This is a genomic window from Mycobacterium terramassiliense, assembly GCF_900157385.1.
Classification (GTDB): domain Bacteria; phylum Actinomycetota; class Actinomycetes; order Mycobacteriales; family Mycobacteriaceae; genus Mycobacterium; species Mycobacterium terramassiliense.
This window is the reverse complement of record NZ_LT717700.1, coordinates 564,057-581,633: the sequence shown is the minus strand read 5'-3', so window position 1 is coordinate 581,633 and position 17,577 is coordinate 564,057. Positions and strand designations below refer to the sequence as shown.

The following is a 17,577-nucleotide window of genomic DNA, read 5'->3' as shown; positions in this document are numbered from 1 at the left end:
TGGCAACGTGGGCTGGTTTAACGGGCCGCCGAGCTGGGCGGAGATGGAGCGGGTGCTCGACGGCAAGCCGCGCCACGCCGGCGCGCCGGCGGAACCCCACGAGGACGCCCCGCTGTCACGCAAGCGCGGGACGTACCAGCCGCCGGGCGACACCCGGCCGGCCCGCTCGGCCGTTCCGTACGCCGAGTTGCACGCGCATTCGGCGTTCAGCTTCCTCGACGGCGCCAGCACCCCGGAGGAGATGGTCGAGGAGGCTTCCCGGCTGGGCCTGCGCGCCCTGGCGCTCACCGACCACGACGGCCTGTACGGGGCGGTGCGGTTCGCCGAAGCCGCCGCCGAACTCGACCTGCGCACCGTGTTCGGCGCCGAGCTGTCGCTGGGGCCGGGCGCGCGCACCGAGACGCCGGATCCGCCCGGCCCGCACCTGCTGGTGCTGGCCCGCGGTCCGGAAGGTTACCGGCGGCTGTCGCGGCAACTGGCCGCGGCGCATCTGGCCGGCGGGGAGAAGGGCAAGCCGCGCTACGACTTCGACGCGCTGGCCGAGGCCGCAGGCGGGCACTGGCATATCCTGACCGGGTGCCGCAAAGGCCATGTGCGCCAGGCGTTGTCGCAAGGACCGGACGCGGCCGAGCGGGCGCTGGCCGACCTGGTGGACCGGTTCGGGGCGAACCGGGTCAGCGTCGAGCTGACCCGGCACGGTCACCCGCTCGACGACGAACGCAACGCCGCGCTGGCCGCCCTCGCGCCGCGCTTCGGCGTCGGCGTCGTCGCCACCACGGGGGCGCATTTCGCCCACCCGTCGCGCGGCCGGCTGGCCATGGCGATGGGCGCCATCCGGGCCCGGCAGTCGCTGGATACCGCCGCCGGGTGGCTGGCCCCGCTGGGCGGTGAGCACCTGCGGTCCGGGGAGGAGATGGCCCGGCTGTTCGCGTGGCGCCCCGAGGTGGTGAGCGCCGCCGCCGAGCTCGGCGAGCAGTGCGCGTTCGGGCTGGCGCTCATCGCGCCGCAGCTGCCGCCGTTCGACGTGCCCGACGGGCACACCGAGGACAGCTGGCTGCGGCAGCTGACGATGGCCGGGGCGCGCGAGCGGTACGGGCCCGCCGATGCCGCGCCCCGCGCCTACGCCCAGATCGAGCACGAGTTGAAAGTCATCGCGCAGCTGACATTTCCGGGCTATTTCCTGGTGGTGCACGACATCGCCCGGTTCTGCCGTCAGAACAACATCCTGTGCCAGGGCAGGGGATCGGCGGCCAATTCCGCGGTCTGTTACGCCCTGGGTGTCACCGCGGTGGACCCGGTGGCCAACGAGCTTTTGTTCGAGCGCTTCCTGTCGCCGGCCCGCGACGGGCCGCCCGACATCGACATGGACATCGAGTCCGACCAGCGCGAGAAGGTGATCCAGTACGTCTACGACAAATACGGCCGCGACTACGCCGCCCAGGTCGCCAACGTCATCACCTACCGGGGCCGGATCGCGGTCCGCGACATGGCCCGCGCCCTGGGCTTTTCGCAGGGGCAGCAGGACGCGTGGAGCAAGCAGATCGGCCACTGGAACGGGCTTGGCCCCAATTCAAATGACCCAGCGCCCGACATCGAGGACATTCCCGAGCAGGTGATCGACCTGGCCACCCAGATCCGGAACCTGCCGCGGCACATGGGCATCCATTCAGGCGGCATGGTGATCTGCGACCGGCCGATCGCCGACGTGTGCCCGGTGGAGTGGGCGCGCATGGAGAACCGCAGCGTGCTGCAGTGGGACAAAGACGACTGCGCCGCAATCGGTTTGGTGAAGTTCGACCTGCTCGGCCTCGGCATGCTCTCGGCGCTGCACTACGCCATCGACCTGGTGGCCGAGCACAAGGGCCTGCGGGTGGACCTGGCTCGCCTCGACCTCTCCGAGCCGGCGGTCTACGAGATGCTGTGCCGCGCCGATTCGGTCGGCGTGTTCCAGGTGGAATCCCGCGCACAGATGGCCACCCTGCCGAGGCTGCGGCCGCGGGTGTTCTACGACCTGGTGGTGGAGGTCGCGCTGATCCGGCCCGGGCCCATCCAGGGCGGGTCGGTGCATCCCTACATCCGGCGGCGCAACGGCGTCGACCCGGTCGTCTACGATCACCCGTCCATGGAATCCGCCCTGCGAAAGACGCTGGGGGTGCCGCTTTTTCAGGAGCAGCTGATGCAGCTCGCGGTCGACTGCGCCGGCTTTTCCGCCGCCGAGGCCGACCAGCTGCGCCGGGCCATGGGCTCCAAGCGTTCGACCGAACGCATGCGGCGGCTGCGCGGCCGGTTCTACGACGGCATGCGCGCGCTGCACGGCGCCACCGACGAGGTGATCGACCGCACCTACGAAAAGCTGGAGGCCTTCGCCAATTTCGGCTTCCCCGAAAGCCACGCGCTGTCCTTCGCGTCGCTGGTGTTCTACTCGTCGTGGTTCAAGCTGCACCACCCCGCGGCGTTCTGTGCGGCGCTGCTGCGCGCGCAGCCGATGGGCTTCTATTCGCCGCAGTCGCTGGTGGCCGACGCGCGCCGGCATGGCGTGACGGTACACGGCCCGGACGTCAACGCGAGCCTGGCGCACGCCACGCTCGAGAACGCCGGGACCCAGGTGCGGCTCGGTCTGGGCGCCGTCCGCCACATCGGCGACGACCTCGCAGAGCGGCTGGTCGACGAGCGAAAGGCCAACGGCCCCTTCGCATCATTGCTGGACCTGACGACCCGGCTGCAATTGAGCGTGCCGCAGACCGAGGCGCTGGCCACGGCCGGGGCGCTGGGCTGCTTTTCCATGTCCCGGCGCGAGGGGTTGTGGGCGGCCGGGGCGGCCGCCACCCAGCGCCCGGACCGGTTGCCCGGCGTGGGCTCGTCATCGCACATCCCGGCGCTGCCGGGGATGAGCGAGCTGGAGCTGGCCGCCGCCGACGTGTGGGCCACCGGCATCTCCCCGGACAGCTATCCGACTCAGTTCCTCCGCGAGCACCTGGACGCGATGGGAGTGGTGCCCGCCGAGGCCCTGCTGGACGTGCCCGACGGCGACCGCGTGCTGATCGCCGGCGCGGTGACCCACCGGCAGCGGCCCGGGACGGCCCAGGGGGTGACGTTTCTCAACCTCGAGGACGAGACCGGGATGGTCAACGTCCTCTGCACGCCGGGGGTGTGGACGCGCCACCGCAAGCTGGCGAACACGGCGCCGGCGCTGCTGGTGCGCGGCCAGGTGCAAAACGCCAGCGGCGCCGTCACCGTCGTGGCCGAGCGCCTGGGCCGCATCACGCTGGCGGTGGGATCGAAGTCGCGCGACTTCCGCTGACCCGTTCCACCACGCGGGCCCTAGCCCGTCGGCGTGGTCCACACCTTGGTCGGGGTGATCGTCAGCCGGGTGCTGTAAGAGCCCATCGCCTCGGTCAAGCCGAAGTTCGCCGCGTCCTCGCTGTACTTCCCCCAGTACGGCTCGTCGTCGCGGCAGTCGACGCCCGTCGCGTCCACCGTGGCGATCCCGCCGATGACGATGATGCCGCCGCCGTTGCCGTCGGAATCCAGGTTCAGGCTCACCTTGGGGTGTGCCTTGATGTGGGCAACCTTCGCGGCCTGCGGCATGGAGTACACCGTCAGCCTGGCCCCGTCGAAGTAGAACCAGATCAACCGCGGGACGGGTTGTCCCGACTTCGCGACCGTCGTCAGCCACCCGTAGTGGTCCGAGATAAGCCTGCTGGAAACCTCTTGTGTCAGTTCGACGCTCATGGGGCCGAATGTAGTCTCCACACATGACCCTCAACCTGTCCGTCGACGAAGTCCTCACCACCACCCGCTCGGTCCGCAAGCGACTCGACTTCGACAAGCCGGTGGGCCGCGACGTGCTGATGGAATGCCTGAACCTGGCGCTGCAGGCGCCGACGGGTTCGAATTCGCAGGGCTGGCAATGGGTGTTCGTCGAGGACGCCGACAAGAAGAAGGCGCTCGGCGACATCTACCTGTCCAACGCGCGCGGCTACCTCAGCGCCCCCGGGGCCCAATACGCCGAGGGCGACACCCGTGGGGAGCGGATGGGCAAGGTGCGCGACTCCGCCACCTACCTCGCCGAGCACATGCACGAGGCGCCCGTGCTGATGATCCCGTGCATCGAGGGCCGCGAGGACAAGACCCCGCTGGGCGGGGTGTCGTTTTGGGCGTCGCTGTTCCCGGCCGTCTGGAGCTTCTGTTTGGCGCTGCGCTCGCGGGGCCTTGGCTCCTGCTGGACGACGCTGCACCTCCTGCGCGACGGCGAGCAGCGGGCCGCCGACGTGCTCGGCATTCCCTACGAGAAATACAGCCAGGCCGGGCTGTTCCCGATCGCCTACACCAAGGGCACCGACTTCCGGCCGGCCAAGCGGCTGCCCGCCGAGCAGTTGACGCACTGGAACGCCTGGTAGGTCAGGTCGTCAGCGGCCACACCTCGACCACCCCGTGCGCGACCGCGCACGGGGTTTGGCTGACGCGTTCGATCGCCGCGTCGAGATCGTCGGCCTCGAACACCGCGAACCCTGCGATCGGCAGCGCCGACCGCAGGTACTGCCCGTGCTCGATCCGCACGCCGGCGCTCTCCGGATTGCGCACCTGAACGGGGCCTTCGGCGATGCCGATGAGCGCCCCGGCCGCGCGTAAAGCGTCGTCGCGCGCGTGCGCGGCCGCTCTGCATTCGTCGCTCACGCGGTGGTATCCGGCCGCGGCCCCGTATCCGATCGTGATGAAGGTAGCCATATCGGTGCTGACCCGCGCAACGCCGGGAAGTCATCGCGGCTACACCGCGCCGGCGTACCCGTGCTGGCGCCAGGCCTCGTAGACGGCGATCGCGGCGGCGTTGGACAGGTTCAGCGAGCGCCGGCCCGCCAGCATCGGGATGCGCACCTGGGCGGTGACGTGCGCGTCGGCCAGGGTGGCCTCGTCCAATCCGTCGGGCTCGGGCCCGAACATCAACACGTCCCCGGCCCGGTAGTCGACGTCGGCGAACGGCGTGGTCGCGTGCGCGGTGAACGCGACCACCCGCGCCGGCGCCAGCGCGTCCCAGGCGGCCGGCAGCGACGGGTGCACCGTGACCGACGCGAGGTCGTGATAGTCCAGGCCGGCCCGCCGCAGTTTGGGTTCGGACAGATCGAAGCCGAGCGGCTCGACCAGATGCAATTCGGCGCCTGTCGCGGCCGCCGTCCGAATGGCGTTGCCGGTGTTGGGCGCGATGCGCGGAGTGACGAACAGCAGCCGGAACATCTGCCGATCATGACAAAGCCAATTTGTTTGCCAGACTTGCATCCCCGCGCACCGGCTTACCTTGGAGGGCTCTGCGTACTCAGTAGGAATTGTGGAGACCTCGGCCGCGGGCTGTCATACTCGTCGGATTGCCAGGCGTTTAACTCTCGCGTCCCTCTGCGCGTGGCAGGCGAATAAATCAGGAAGTCTCATGAGTCTCTCGTTTCACCGAGCGCCCACGATCGGCGCAGCGGCCGGCCGCGCGGCCGCCGGCACGTGACCATGTTCACCCGCCCGGCCCACGCGGCCGAGGCGGGCACACCCGGGTTCGATGACGCCCCCGCCACCGGGGCGTCGCGGGCCAAGCGCCCGCCGACCTGGTCGCCGAGCAACTGGCCCGTTCGCTACAAGGTCCTGGCGATCGTGCTGGTACCGCTGATTTTGGCGACGGCGTTCGGCGGGTTGCGCATCAAGGACGCGATGGCCAACGCCGGCGGCCTCAAGCTGGCCGCCGCGCGCGCCGACGTGCTGCCGGCGATCACCAAGTACATGTCGGCGCTGGATGTCGCGCTGCTGGCCAGCTCCACCGGACGCGACGTCGACGGCGCCAGGAAAAACTACGAGGCGCGCAAGCACGAGCTTGCGCAGCGGCTGGCGGACACCGATGTCACCCCCGACGTCCGGTCCGGGGTGAGCACGCTGCTCAACGGCGGGCAGGGGCTGCTGGACAAGGTGGCCGACAACAGCATCGGTTTGCGGGACCGGGTGACCACCTACGCCCCGCTCCTGTTGACCGCCGAGGACGTGATCAACGCGTCGGTCCGCGTCGGCAACGAGCGGATCCGCGCCGAGGCGCAGGGCCTGAGCCGGGCCGTCGGCGCCCGCGGGCAGATGACGATGCAGGAGATCCTGGTGACCCGCGGGTCCGACCTGCCCGAGCCGCAGCTGCGGACCTCGATGATGGCGCTGGCCGGCACCGAACCGTCGACGCTGTTCGGCATGAGCGAGGTGCTGGGCGCCGGGTCGCCCGAAGCCAAGACGCTGCAGCAGCAGATGGTCACCCGGATGGCGATCATGTCGGATCCGGCCAGCGTGCTCGTCGACAACCCCGAGCTGCTGCGCTCGATCCAGACCACCGACGGGATCGCCGAACAGGTCGTCGCCGACGCCACCGCGTCGGTGACCAAGTCGGTGCACGCCGAGGCCACCGAGCGCCGCAACGCCGCGATCACCGACACCGTGCTGGTGCTGGCCGCCATCGTGATCGCGCTGCTGGTCGTGTTGCTGGTCGCGCGAGCGCTGGTGCGGCCGCTGCGCGTCCTGCGCGACGGCGCGCTCAAGGTCGCCCACCAAGACCTCGAGGAGGAGGTGGCCCGCGTCAAGGCCGGTGGCGCCGAACCCATCCCGCAGCCGCTGCCGGTGCACACCACCGAGGAGATCGGCCAGGTCGCCCACGCCGTCGACGAACTGCACACGCGGGCCCTGCTGCTGGCCGGCGACGAGGCGCGGTTGCGCCTGCTGGTCAACGACATGTTCGAGACCATGTCGCGGCGCAGCCGTTCGCTGGTCGACCAGCAGCTGACGCTGATCGACCGGCTGGAGCGCAACGAGGAGGATCCCGAGCGCCTCGACAGCCTGTTCCGGCTGGACCACCTCGCGGCGAGGCTGCGCCGCAACAGCGCCAACCTGCTGGTGCTCGCGGGCGCGCAGCTGGCGCGCGATCAGCGTGAGCCGGTGCCGCTGACGACGGTGATCAACGCCGCGGTGTCCGAGGTCGAGGACTACCGGCGGGTCGAGGTGACCGGCCTGCCCGACTGCATGCTGATCGGGGCGGCGGCGGGCGGCGCCATTCACCTGTTCGCGGAGCTTATCGACAACGCCCTGCGCTACTCGCCGCCGACCACGACCGTCCGGGTCTCGGCGGCGCGCGGCGGGGACGGCGGCGTCATGCTGCGGATCTCCGACTCCGGCCTGGGCATGAACGACGCCGACCGCCGCATGGCCAACATGCGGCTGCATGCCGGCGGCGACGTCACCCCCGATAACGCCCGCCACATGGGCCTTTTCGTGGTGGGCCGCATCGCCGCCCGGCACGGCATCCGGGTAGGGCTGCGCGGCCCGGCGGCCAACGAGGCCGGCGCCGGGACGACCGCCGAGATCTACCTCCCGCCGGCGCTGCTCGCGGGGGCGGCCCCGGCGGCCGAGCCACGGGGCCGGGCCGGCGCCGTGGCATCGCCGAGCACCAAACTCGCCAACGCCATCGCGACGACGGACCCCGCGGGGGAGCCCGCCGGACACCGGCCGGCGAACCAGAACGGTGCCGAGGCGTCGGGACCGTCGGTCACCCTGCTGCCGCGCCGCAACCCCGGTTCCAGCGGCATCGCGGATGTGGCGGCGAGCCCACCCGAAGTTCCCGAGATTCCCGAGGCGCCCGCCGCGCAGCTGCCCCGGCGACACCGCCGCGAGCTCGCCACCCCGTGGTGGGAGGCCGGGCAACGGGCCGAGGCGCAGTCCCCGCCGGACCAGGCGCCGAAACCGCCGCCGGCCAAACCCGCGGCGGCGTCGGACACCTCGGCGTTCTTCGCCGCGCGTTCCCAGGGCGCCCAAGGCGCCGAGACCCGCGCGCCGGAAGCCCCGTCGATCCCGACCGTTCCGAAGGCCCCGGAGGCCCCCATGGTTCCGAAGGCCCCGGAGGCCCCCAGGGTCCCGAAGGCCGCCGGGGCTCCCCAGGCCCCGCCCGATGACGACGTCATCTACCGTCGGATGCTGGCGGAGATGCTGGGCGACCCGCACGACCTGGTCAACAGCCCAGACCTGGATTGGCAGTCGGTGTGGGACCGCGGCTGGTCGCTCGCCGCGGCGGCCGAGGACAAGCCCGTCGAGTCGCAAACCGAGCACGGCCTGCCCGTGCGCACGCCGGGCGCCCGGCTGGTGCCCGGCACGGCCAACGGGAAGAGCGTCGCCGAGAACGACGAGCAGGATGAGGGCCAGGGTTCCCTCGTCGGGTCCCACGCGGCGGCGCGGGACCCCGAGGCGGTGCGGGCCTCGTTCAGTAGCCATTTCGGTGGCGTGCGCACGGGACGGTCGCACGCCCGCGAGACGAGTGAAGGATCCGATCAGCAATGACGTCTGCCGGCAATCCCCCGCAAGCGGGCGGTGCCCCCACGCTGGACTGGCTGGTGACAAAGTTCGCCCGCGAGGTTCCCGGGGTGGCGCACGCGCTGCTGGTGTCCGTCGACGGGCTGCCCGTCGCCGCCAGCGAGCACCTTCCGCGGGAACGGGCCGATCAGCTGGCCGCGGTCGCCTCGGGGCTGGCCAGCCTCGCGACCGGCGCCGCGCAGCTGTTCGAGGGCGGCCAGGTGCTGCAGTCCGTGGTCGAGATGCAAAACGGCTACCTGCTGCTGATGCGGGTGGGCGACGGCTCGCATCTGGCCACGCTGGCCGTGACGTCCTGCGACATCGGCCAGATCGGCTACGAGATGGCCATCCTCGTCGAACGGGTGGGGGGCGTGGTGCAGTCCAGCCGCCGATCCGCCACGCACTCGTGAGCCGCGATGGACCGACGCGAACCCTGGCCAGCCTCCCGTGAGGCGAACCTGGTCCGTCCGTACACCCTGACGTCGGGCCGGACGGACACCAACGTCGACCTTCCGCTGGAAGCGCCGATCCAGACGCTGCCGGACGGCCTGGCCCACCGGTGGCCACCCAACGACACGAGAGGCAAAATCATCCAACTGTGCGTTCAAAGCCCGTCGGTCGCGGAAATCTCGGCCCGGCTGGATTTACCGGTCGGTGTCGCGCGCGTCCTGGTCGGCGATCTCGTGCTGTCCGGCTACCTTCGGGTGCATAGGACGCTGACCGAGCGCTCCACCACCGATGAGCGCCACGAACTCATAGGAAGGACACTGCGTGGTCTTCGAGCACTCTGAACGCGGAGCGCACGCTTCGACGAAGATCGTCGTCGCGGGCGGGTTCGGTGTCGGCAAGACCACGTTCGTCGGGGCGGTCTCGGAAATCATGCCGTTGCGCACCGAGGCGATGCTGACCGACGCGTCGACCGGCGTCGACGCGCTGGAGGCCACCCCGGACAAGAAGACCACCACGGTCGCGATGGACTTCGGCCGCATCACCCTGGACGAGGAGCTGGTGCTCTACCTGTTCGGGACCCCGGGTCAGCGCCGGTTCTGGTTCATGTGGGACGACCTGGTGCGCGGCGCGATCGGCGCGATCGTCCTGGTCGACTGCCGGCGCCTGCAGGACAGCTTCGCCGCGGTCGACTTCTTCGAGCACCGCAACCTGCCGTTTTTGATCGCGGTCAACGAATTCGACGGCGCCCCACGCTATCCCGTCGAGGCGGTGCGTGAGGCGCTGACGCTGCCCCGGCACATCCCGGTGATCACGGTCGACGCCCGCGATCGCCGCTCGGCGACCGACGCGCTCATCGCCGTCAGCGAGTACGCCCTGGAAACCCTGGCCGCGAGCTGATCCCGCGTTGCAGCACTGGGTCGACCGCGAGTTCACCGGCACCGACTTTCGCGACGACGACCTCAGCCGGCTGCGCACCGAGCGGGTGGTGTTCAGCGAGTGCAACTTCAGCGGCGTCAACCTGGCCGAGTCCCACCACAACGGTTCGGCGTTTCGCAACTGCACGTTCGAGCGAACGCTGTTGTGGCACAGTACGTTTGCGCAGTGCAGCATGCTGGGCTCGGTCTTCGTGGGATGCCGGATGCGCCCGATGACCTTCGACGAGGTGGATTTCACGCTCGCCGTGCTCGGCGGCAACGACCTGCGCGGTGTCGACCTGAGCGGGTGCCGGCTGCGGGAGACCAGCCTGGTCGAGACCGACCTGCGCAAGGCCGTGCTGCGCGGTGCCGACCTGTCCGGCGTGCGGACCACGGGCACCCGGCTGGACGACGCCGACCTGCGCGGCGCCACGGTGGACCCGTCGGTGTGGCGCACCGCCGCGCTGGCGGGCGCCCGCGTGGACGTCGACCACGCGGTGGCCTTCGCGCTGGCGCACGGGCTGCGCCTGGGCGCAAGCGATTAGCGTTTGAGCCGGATGCGCCAGCGCACGATCGCGGCATAGATCGCCGACAGCGCGACGAGCATCCCCATGTCGAGCAGCCACGCCCCGGGCGTGTGGGCCCAGTGGCTGTCTTGTTGCACCAGCGAGCCGGGCACCAGCAGCCGCACGTCGACCGTGGACGCCGACGCGGCGTAGCCCCAGCGGGAGGGCAGCAGCCAGGACAGCTGGTCGAGGAAGATCCGGCCGGTCACCGGGACCATGCCGCCGGCGAGCACCAGCTGCAGCATCAGCGACACCACCAGCAGCGGCATGATCTGCTCGCTGGAGCGCGCGAGCGACGACAGCACCAACCCGAGGACCGCGGCGGCCACGCACATCGCCGCGATGGTCACGAACAGCTCGAAGCTCGCCGCGTATTTGGAGGAGCCGAACAGCACCGCCGGCCGCGTCGGCGCACCCTTGCCCACCAGCACGATGGCCGTCACGATGGCGGCCTGCACGATCGCGAACGCGCAGAACACCGCGAGCTTCGCGGCGAGGTAGGCGCCCGTCGACAGGCCCACCGCCTGTTCGCGCCGGAAGATGGCGCGCTCGCCGATCAGGTCGCGGATCGTCAGCGCGGTGCCCATGAAGACGGCGGCGACCGACGTCAGGGTCAGGATCTGAGCGGCTTCGTCGGGCGTCCCGCCGGTCGGTGGGGCGATGCCGAACCCGGTGTTGCCGGGGACGGTCAGCGACAGCGCGCCCAGGACGAACGGCAGCAGCGCCAGGAACACGAAGTAGGCGCGGTCGGAGACGACCAGCCGGACCTGGCGCCGGGCGATCGTGGAGAACTGGCGGCGCACGCTGGTGTGCGCCGGGGCGCCGAGGTCGGCCGGCGCCGACGCCACCGGTGGCGGGGGTTTGTTCTGCGCCAGAAAGCGGCGGTTGGCCTCGTCGGGGTCGGCGCCGACCTTCGCGAAGATCTGGGCCCAGTTGGTGGTCCCCATGGCGCCGCCGATCTGGTCGGGCGGGCCCAGGTAGGCCGTCTTGCCGCCGGGCGCCATCAGCAGCACCTGGTCGCACACGTCGAGGTAGGTCAGCGAGTGGGTGACCACCAGCACGACCCGGCCGGCGTCGGCGAGTTGGCGCAGCATGGTCATCACCTGCAGGTCCAGCGCCGGGTCCAGGCCGGAGGTGGGCTCGTCGAGGATCAGCAGCGACGGCCCGGTCAGCAGCTCGAGCGCGACCGACGCGCGCTTGCGCTGCCCGCCGGAGAGCTTGTCGACGCGGGTGTCGGCGTGCCCGGTCAGCCCCAGCTCGTCGAGCACCTGCGCGACGACCAGCGCGCGGTCGGGCTTGCTGGTGTCGGGCGGCAGCCGCAACTCCGCGGCGTAGCCCAGCGCCTGATTGACCGTCAGCTGGCGGTGCACGACGTCGTCCTGGGGGACCATCCCGATCCTGGTGCGCAACGACCCGTACTCGGTGTGGATGTTGTGGCCCTCGAACGTGACCGACCCCGTGGTCGGGGTGGCGTACCCCGCGATCAGCCGCGACAGCGTGGTCTTGCCGGCGCCGGACCCGCCGATGATCGCGGTCAGGGTCCCGGGCCGGGCGGTCAGCGACACCCGCTCCAGCAGGTTCTTCTCGCCGATGCTGAAGTTGACCTCGCGCACCTCCAGGCCGCCGGTGCGCGCCGCCACCTCCTGGCGGCGCACCAGGACGCCGCCGGTGAACACCAGGTCGACGTTGCCGATCGTGACGACGTCGCCCTCGGCGAGCACCGCCGACCCCACCCGGATCCCGTTGACGAAGGTGCCGTTGATGCTGTGGGCGTCGCGGATCTCGGTGCCGACCGGAGTCGCGGTCAAGAACGCGTGGTGGCGCGAGGCCAGCACGTCGTGGACGACGACGTCGTTGTCGAGCGAGCGACCGATCCAGGCGGCGCCGGTGACCGGTCGCTCGAGCCTGCCCGACCCCAGGGCCTTGACCTTGGTGGTCGGGAATTCGGCGAGCTCGCCGCTCACGCCGATCTGCGTGGGCGGGTTCTCATCGTCGGGGGGCGCGGCCGGCGGGACGATCGGAATGGCGGTGGTACGCGGCGTTTCGTCGCGCGGGGGCGGGCCCGGCGGTCGCGGCGCGGGGCTCCTGGGACGCACCGGCAGGGGACCGGTGGGCGCCGCGATCGTCGGGACCGTTTCCGTCGGCGGCAACAGCCCGACGGTGCCCCGGTGCTGCCCGACGTGGAACGTGATCAGGGGCCCGTCGGGCTTGCCGATGTTGACGCTCTGGCCGTCCCGGATGTCGACCGCGGGAACCCGCTGGCCGTTGAGGAAGACCCCGTTCAGCGAATGGTTGTCGACGGCGACCCACCGGCCGTTGTCGAAGCGCAGCAGCAGGTGCGCGCGCGCGACCAGTGGGTGCGCCACGCGCAGGTCGGCGCGCACGTCGCTGCCGACGACCACGTCGCGTCCCGGCGCGAAGTTCCCTTCCCATCGCTGCGACCGCACCGTCAGCACTGGCTGCACGGGCTGATTCATCAGCGCTTCGATCGATTCCTCGACAGGCGAGTGCGGCCGGCCCCGGAGTGCCCCTTGAGCCGGATCTTCCACCACACGATGGTGCTATAGGCCACGCACAGCGCCAGGAGCATCCCGATGTCGAACAGCCAGGCGCTCGCCTTGTGGTCGAAGTGCTGATCCTTCGGGTCGGTCGGGCCCACCACCAGGCGGTGGGTGTCGATCGTCGACGCCGCCGACGCGTAGCCCCACCGGGCCGGCGTGAGCCAGGACAACTGGTCGAGCACGGGCCGGTTGGTCACCCAGATCAACCCGCCGCAGAACACCAGCTGCGACATGATGGCGACCACCAGCAGCGGCATGATCTGGTCCTGGGACTTGGCGATCGCCGACAGCGCCATCCCCAGCAGCGCGGAGGCGACGCAGGTCAGCGCCACGTCGACGAACAGCTCGAAGCTGACGTTGCCCAGCACCACGGCGTTGGCGATCGGCTGGCCCCAGCCGATCACCGAGATCACGGTCGCGATGCCCGCCTGCATGACGGCGAACGCGCTGAACACGACCACCTTGGCGGCCAGGTATGACGCGGTCGACAGCCCGACGGCCTGCTCGCGTTTGAAGATGGGGCGCTCGCCGACCAGGTCGCGAATGGTCAGCGCGGTGCCCATGAACACGGCGCCGACGGTGAGCATGACCAGAATCTGGTCGGGCTGGTTGGGCGAGTTGCTCGTCGGGTCCCCCATGCCGTACCCGGTCTTGCCGCGAACGGTCAGGGTGAGCACACCGATGAGGAACGGCAGCAGCGCCAGGAACACCGTGTAGCCGCGGTCGGAGATGACCAGCCGCACCTGGCGGCGCGCCACCGTGGAGAACTGGCGCAGCACGTCGGTGTGCACCGGTTCGCCCAAGTCGCCCGGGCTGGCCTCGGACGGGGCCTGCATCTCCGGCTGCCGGTTCTCGGCCAGGAAGCGGCGGTTGGCCTCGTCGGGGTCGGCGCCCACGTTGGCGAAGATGTCGGCCCAGTTGGTGGTGCCCATGGCCGCGCCGATCTGGCTGGGCGGCCCCAGAAACGCGGTCTTGCCACCGGGCGCCACCAGCAGCAGCTGGTCGCAGACGTCCAGGTAGGCCACCGAGTGGGTGACCACCAGCACCACGCGGCCGGCGTCGGCGAGCTGGCGCAGCATCATCATCACCTGACGGTCCAGCGCCGGGTCGAGGCCGGTGGTGGGCTCGTCGAGGATCAGCAGCGACGGCCCGGTCAGCAGCTCGAGCGCGACCGACGCGCGCTTGCGCTGGCCGCCCGACAGCTTGTCGACGCGGGTGTCGGCGTGCTTGGTCAGCTCGAGTTCCTCGAGCACCTGGGCGACGACCTGTTCGCGGTCGGCCTTGCTCGTGTCGGGCGGCAGCCGCAGCTCGGCGGCGTAGCCCAGCGCCTGGCTGACGGTCAGCTGGCGGTGCACGACGTCGTCCTGCGGGACCATCCCGATCCTGCTGCGCATGGACGCGTATTCGGCGTGAATGTTGTGGCCCTCGAAGGTCACCGAGCCGGACGTGGGGCTGGTGTAGCCGGCGATCAGCCGCGACAGCGTGGTCTTGCCGGCGCCGGACCCGCCGATGATGGCGGTCAGCGTCCCGGGGCGGGCGGTGAGCGAGATGTGGTCGAGGAGCTGCTTGCCGTGGTCGACCTCGAAGCAGACGCCTTTGACCTCCAGGCCGCCGGTGCGGGTCGCGGCCTCGGTGCGACGGACGAGGGTGTCGCGGGTGAAGACCAGGTCGACGTTGCCGATCGTGACCACGTCGCCCTCGGTCAGCACCGCCGAGCCGACGCGCACGCCGTTGACGAAGGTCCCGTTGACGCTGTGCGCGTCGCGGATCTCGGTGCCCAGCGGGGTCTGGGTCAAAAACGCGTGGTGGCGCGAGGCCAGGACGTCCTGGATGACGATGTCGTTGTCGGTGGCGCGGCCGATCGTGAGCGCGCCGCTCGGCTTCGGCATCGCGCCGGACCGGCCGGGCATCAGCGCCTGGAACATCTTGGTCGCCAGGTTGGCGACCTCCGGCGGCTTGGCGAGGTTCGGCGACATCTCGGTGTGCGGCGAATTCGTGTGCGGCCCCGCCGGCGCGGACATCTGGGGGTGCGGCTGGAAATTCGCCGGCGGCGGCGCGCTGGTCGGGTAGGCGGGGGGCCGCCCCCCTCCGCTCGGCGGGTACGCCGGCGGCGGCGGGCCCGGATGCGGGCGCCGCGTCGCCGGTTGGGCCCAGTTCGGGGTCCGGCGTGGAGCGGGCGGCGCGGCGACGGGAGGACCCCCCGGCTGCGAGGCCGGCCACGCCGTTCCCGCGTGCGCGGCCACCGGGATGCCCATCGATTCGGTGCGGGGCGGGCGCCCGGCCATCCCTTGGTGGCGACCCACCTCGAAGGTCAGCTGCGGCCCGTCCGGATTTCCGATGTTGAGGGTTTGGCCGTCGTGGATGTCCACCACCGGCACCCGGCGGCCGTTGACGAAAGTTCCGTTGAGCGAGCCGTTGTCGATCGCCAGCCACCGGCCCTGGTCGAAGCGCAGCAACAAATGGGCGCGCGAGATCAGCGGGTGCGTGATGCGCATGTCGGCCCGCAGATCGCGCCCGACCACCACGTCGTGGCCCGCCGCGAACGTGCGTTCCGACCCGTCATGGCGAACGGTCAGCGCTGGCGGGGCTGGTGCACTCATCGCCACAACTGTAGCGGGTGCACCTGTTTTCACCCTGTGGGCTGAGTGACCGCGTCGGGGGCGCCGGTGACCACGCAGCGGGTGCGGGTGTAGATCGTCGGCATGCACCGATTGCAGTGCGTGCACGCCGAAAGCACGGTGTGCGCGGCGCCGTCGGCCGCGATCCGGTTGATCAGGTCCGGTTCGGCCAGCAGCGCCCGGCCCATCGCGACGAAATCGAATCCCTCCGCCATCGCGAGGTCCATCGTTTCCCGGTTGGTGATGCCGCCGAGCAGGATCAGCGGCAGCGTGAGCTCGGCGCGGAACAGCTTGGCGTCGCGCAATAAGTAGGCCTCGCGGTAGGGGTACTCGCGGAGGAACTTCTTGCCCGTCATCAGCATGCCCCAGCGCAGCGGCGGCTTGAAGGCACCGGCGAATTCCTTGAGCGGCGCGTCGCCGCGGAACAGGTACATCGGGTTGACCAGCGAGCTGCCCGCCGTGAGCTCGATCGCGTCCAGCCCGCCGTCGTCCTGCAGCCACTTGGCGGTGATCAGCGATTCCTCGGTGCTGATGCCGCCGCGCACCCCGTCGGACATGTTGAGCTTGGCGGTGACCGCGATCGGCGTGCCCTCCTTGTCCACCGCGCGCCGCACCGCCATGACGATCCCTCGGGCGACCTTGGCCCGGTTCTCCAGCGATCCGCCGAACTCGTCGGTGCGGCGGTTGATCAGCGGAGACAGGAACGCGCTCGCCAGATAGTTGTGGCCCAAATGGATTTCGACCGCGTCGAAGCCGGCTTCGATGGCGAGCCGGACCGCGTTGACGTGCCCCTCGATGACGTCGTCGATGTCGTCGCGGGTGGCCTTCTTGGCGAAGCGCATCCCGATCGGGTTGAAGAACCGCACCGGCGCCAGGGCGGTGGCCTTGTTGGACTTGGCGTTGGCGACCGGGCCGGCGTGCCCGATCTGCGCGCTCACCGCGGCGCCCTCGGCGTGGATCGCGTCGGTGAGGCGCCGGAACCCGGGCACCGCCTCCGGGCGCATCCAGATCCCGTTGCCCTCCGTGCGGCCGCCGGGGGACACCGCGCAATACGCGACGGTCGTCATCCCGACCCCGCCGGCCGCCGGCAGCCGGTGGTATTCGATCAGGTCGTCGCTCACCAGGGCGTTGGGCGTGCGCGCCTCGAAGGTGGCGGATTTGATGGTGCGGTTACGCAGCGCGATCGGGCCCAGCTTGGCCGGCGACAACACGTCTGGAGGGGTAGACATGCCAGGAGCTTAATCGTGTCGCGTGCCAGACTGTCAGGCGTGGGCGCAATCACGCTGGACGGCAAGGCCACCCGGGACGAAATCTTCGTCGACCTCAAGCAACGAGTCGCCGCACTGACGGCATCGGGTCGCACGCCCGGGCTGGGCACCATCCTGGTCGGCGACGACCCCGGGTCGCAGGCCTACGTTCGCGGCAAGCACGCGGACTGCGCCAAGGTCGGCATCACGTCGATCCGCCGCGACCTGCCCGCCGACATCAGCACCGCCCAGCTCGACGAGACCATCGACGAACTCAACGCCAACCCCGAGTGCACCGGTTACATCGTCCAGCTGCCGTTGCCCAAGCACCTGGATGAGAACGCCGCGCTCGAGCGCGTCGACCCCGCCAAGGACGCCGACGGGCTGCACCCGACGAACCTGGGCCGCCTGGTGCTGTCCACCCCCGCCCCGCTGCCCTGCACCGCGCGCGGCATCGTGCACCTGTTGCGGCGCTACGACGTCGAGATCGCCGGGGCGCACGTGGTCATCATCGGCCGCGGCGTGACGGTCGGCCGGCCGCTGGGGCTGCTGATGACCCGCCGCTCGGAGAACGCCACGGTTACCTTGTGCCACACCGGAACTCGCGACCTGCCCGAGCTGACCAGGCAGGCCGACATCGTCGTGGCCGCGGTCGGGGTGCCGCACCTGCTGACCGCCGAGATGGTGCGTCCCGGCGCCGCGGTCGTCGACGTGGGGGTCAGCCGCACCGAGGACGGCCTCGTCGGCGATGTGCATCCGGACGTCTGGGAGGTGGCCGGCCACGTGTCACCGAATCCGGGCGGCGTGGGCCCCCTCACCCGCGCGTTCCTGCTGAGCAATGTCGTCGAATTGGCCGAGGGACGGCAATAACC

Annotated in this window: 14 protein-coding genes; 8 read left to right on the top strand and 6 right to left on the bottom strand. The window is 70.9% G+C overall.

Annotated features, from left to right (window positions below):
• The first annotated feature begins 7 nt into the window (after window positions 1–7).
• Window positions 8–3,301 (top strand): error-prone DNA polymerase, encoded by a 3,294-nt coding sequence (locus tag MTAB308_RS10815; RefSeq protein WP_077099442.1) that lies wholly within the window; start codon window positions 8–10, stop codon window positions 3,299–3,301.
• A gap of 20 nt (window positions 3,302–3,321) precedes the next feature.
• On the opposite strand, the gene MTAB308_RS10810 is transcribed toward MTAB308_RS10815, so the two are convergent.
• Window positions 3,322–3,732 carry a TIGR03667 family PPOX class F420-dependent oxidoreductase gene (locus MTAB308_RS10810; RefSeq protein WP_077099441.1) on the bottom strand — a complete coding sequence of 137 codons (411 nt, stop codon included), beginning with the start codon at window positions 3,730–3,732 and terminating at the stop codon, window positions 3,322–3,324.
• A gap of 23 nt (window positions 3,733–3,755) precedes the next feature.
• On the opposite strand from MTAB308_RS10810, the gene MTAB308_RS10805 reads away from it, so the two are divergent.
• Complete coding sequence (locus MTAB308_RS10805; protein ID WP_077099440.1) at window positions 3,756–4,400, top strand: nitroreductase family protein; 645 nt, start codon at window positions 3,756–3,758, stop codon at window positions 4,398–4,400.
• A gap of 1 nt (window position 4,401) precedes the next feature.
• On the opposite strand, the gene MTAB308_RS10800 is transcribed toward MTAB308_RS10805, so the two are convergent.
• Both MTAB308_RS10800 and MTAB308_RS10795 read right to left on the bottom strand, forming a co-directional pair.
• Window positions 4,402–4,728 (bottom strand): YciI family protein, encoded by a 327-nt coding sequence (locus tag MTAB308_RS10800; RefSeq protein ID WP_077099439.1) that lies wholly within the window; start codon window positions 4,726–4,728, stop codon window positions 4,402–4,404.
• 39 nt (window positions 4,729–4,767) lie between these two features.
• Window positions 4,768–5,232, bottom strand: coding sequence for a tRNA (cytidine(34)-2'-O)-methyltransferase (locus tag MTAB308_RS10795; protein WP_077099438.1), 465 nt, complete (start codon window positions 5,230–5,232; stop codon window positions 4,768–4,770).
• A 261-nt stretch (window positions 5,233–5,493) separates the two neighbouring features.
• Between MTAB308_RS10795 and MTAB308_RS10790 the strand changes: the two genes are divergently transcribed.
• The 5 genes from MTAB308_RS10790 to MTAB308_RS10770 are packed head-to-tail and all read left to right on the top strand — an operon-like array spanning window position 5,494 to window position 10,258.
• A complete protein-coding gene (locus MTAB308_RS10790; RefSeq protein WP_077100120.1) occupies window positions 5,494–8,337 on the top strand; it encodes a sensor histidine kinase in 2,844 nt (947 codons plus the stop codon).
• Window positions 8,334–8,759 carry a roadblock/LC7 domain-containing protein gene (locus tag MTAB308_RS10785; protein WP_077099437.1) on the top strand — a complete coding sequence of 142 codons (426 nt, stop codon included), beginning with the start codon at window positions 8,334–8,336 and terminating at the stop codon, window positions 8,757–8,759. The genes MTAB308_RS10790 and MTAB308_RS10785 overlap by 4 nt, the downstream gene beginning before the upstream one ends.
• Before the next feature lie 6 nt (window positions 8,760–8,765).
• Window positions 8,766–9,140, top strand: coding sequence for a DUF742 domain-containing protein (locus MTAB308_RS10780; RefSeq protein WP_077099436.1), 375 nt, complete (start codon window positions 8,766–8,768; stop codon window positions 9,138–9,140).
• Window positions 9,121–9,696: a GTP-binding protein gene (locus MTAB308_RS10775; protein ID WP_077099435.1), complete on the top strand. Its 576-nt coding sequence runs from the start codon at window positions 9,121–9,123 to the stop codon at window positions 9,694–9,696. The genes MTAB308_RS10780 and MTAB308_RS10775 overlap by 20 nt, the downstream gene beginning before the upstream one ends.
• Window positions 9,697–9,703: 7 nt before the next feature.
• Window positions 9,704–10,258, top strand: a complete 555-nt coding sequence (locus MTAB308_RS10770; RefSeq protein WP_077099434.1) for a pentapeptide repeat-containing protein — start codon at window positions 9,704–9,706, stop codon at window positions 10,256–10,258.
• Here the strand turns inward: MTAB308_RS10770 and MTAB308_RS10765 are convergent.
• From MTAB308_RS10765 to MTAB308_RS10755, 3 genes are read right to left on the bottom strand one after another with little or no spacing between them, the layout of a single operon-like run.
• The gene (locus MTAB308_RS10765) at window positions 10,255–12,756 is read right to left on the bottom strand and encodes an ATP-binding cassette domain-containing protein (RefSeq protein ID WP_077099433.1); all 2,502 of its coding nucleotides are present in this window, start codon (window positions 12,754–12,756) and stop codon (window positions 10,255–10,257) included. The two genes, MTAB308_RS10770 and MTAB308_RS10765, sit on opposite strands and share 4 nt — an antisense overlap.
• Complete coding sequence (locus MTAB308_RS10760; protein WP_077099432.1) at window positions 12,756–15,440, bottom strand: ATP-binding cassette domain-containing protein; 2,685 nt, start codon at window positions 15,438–15,440, stop codon at window positions 12,756–12,758. Before MTAB308_RS10760 ends, MTAB308_RS10765 begins: the two co-directional genes overlap by 1 nt.
• A 29-nt stretch (window positions 15,441–15,469) precedes the next feature.
• On the bottom strand, window positions 15,470–16,687 hold the full coding sequence (locus MTAB308_RS10755; RefSeq protein ID WP_077099431.1) for an NADH:flavin oxidoreductase: 1,218 nt from the start codon (window positions 16,685–16,687) through the stop codon (window positions 15,470–15,472).
• Between the two features lie 39 nt (window positions 16,688–16,726).
• On the opposite strand from MTAB308_RS10755, the gene MTAB308_RS10750 reads away from it, so the two are divergent.
• A complete protein-coding gene (locus MTAB308_RS10750; RefSeq protein WP_077099430.1) occupies window positions 16,727–17,575 on the top strand; it encodes a bifunctional methylenetetrahydrofolate dehydrogenase/methenyltetrahydrofolate cyclohydrolase in 849 nt (282 codons plus the stop codon).
• Window positions 17,576–17,577: the final 2 nt, after the last annotated feature.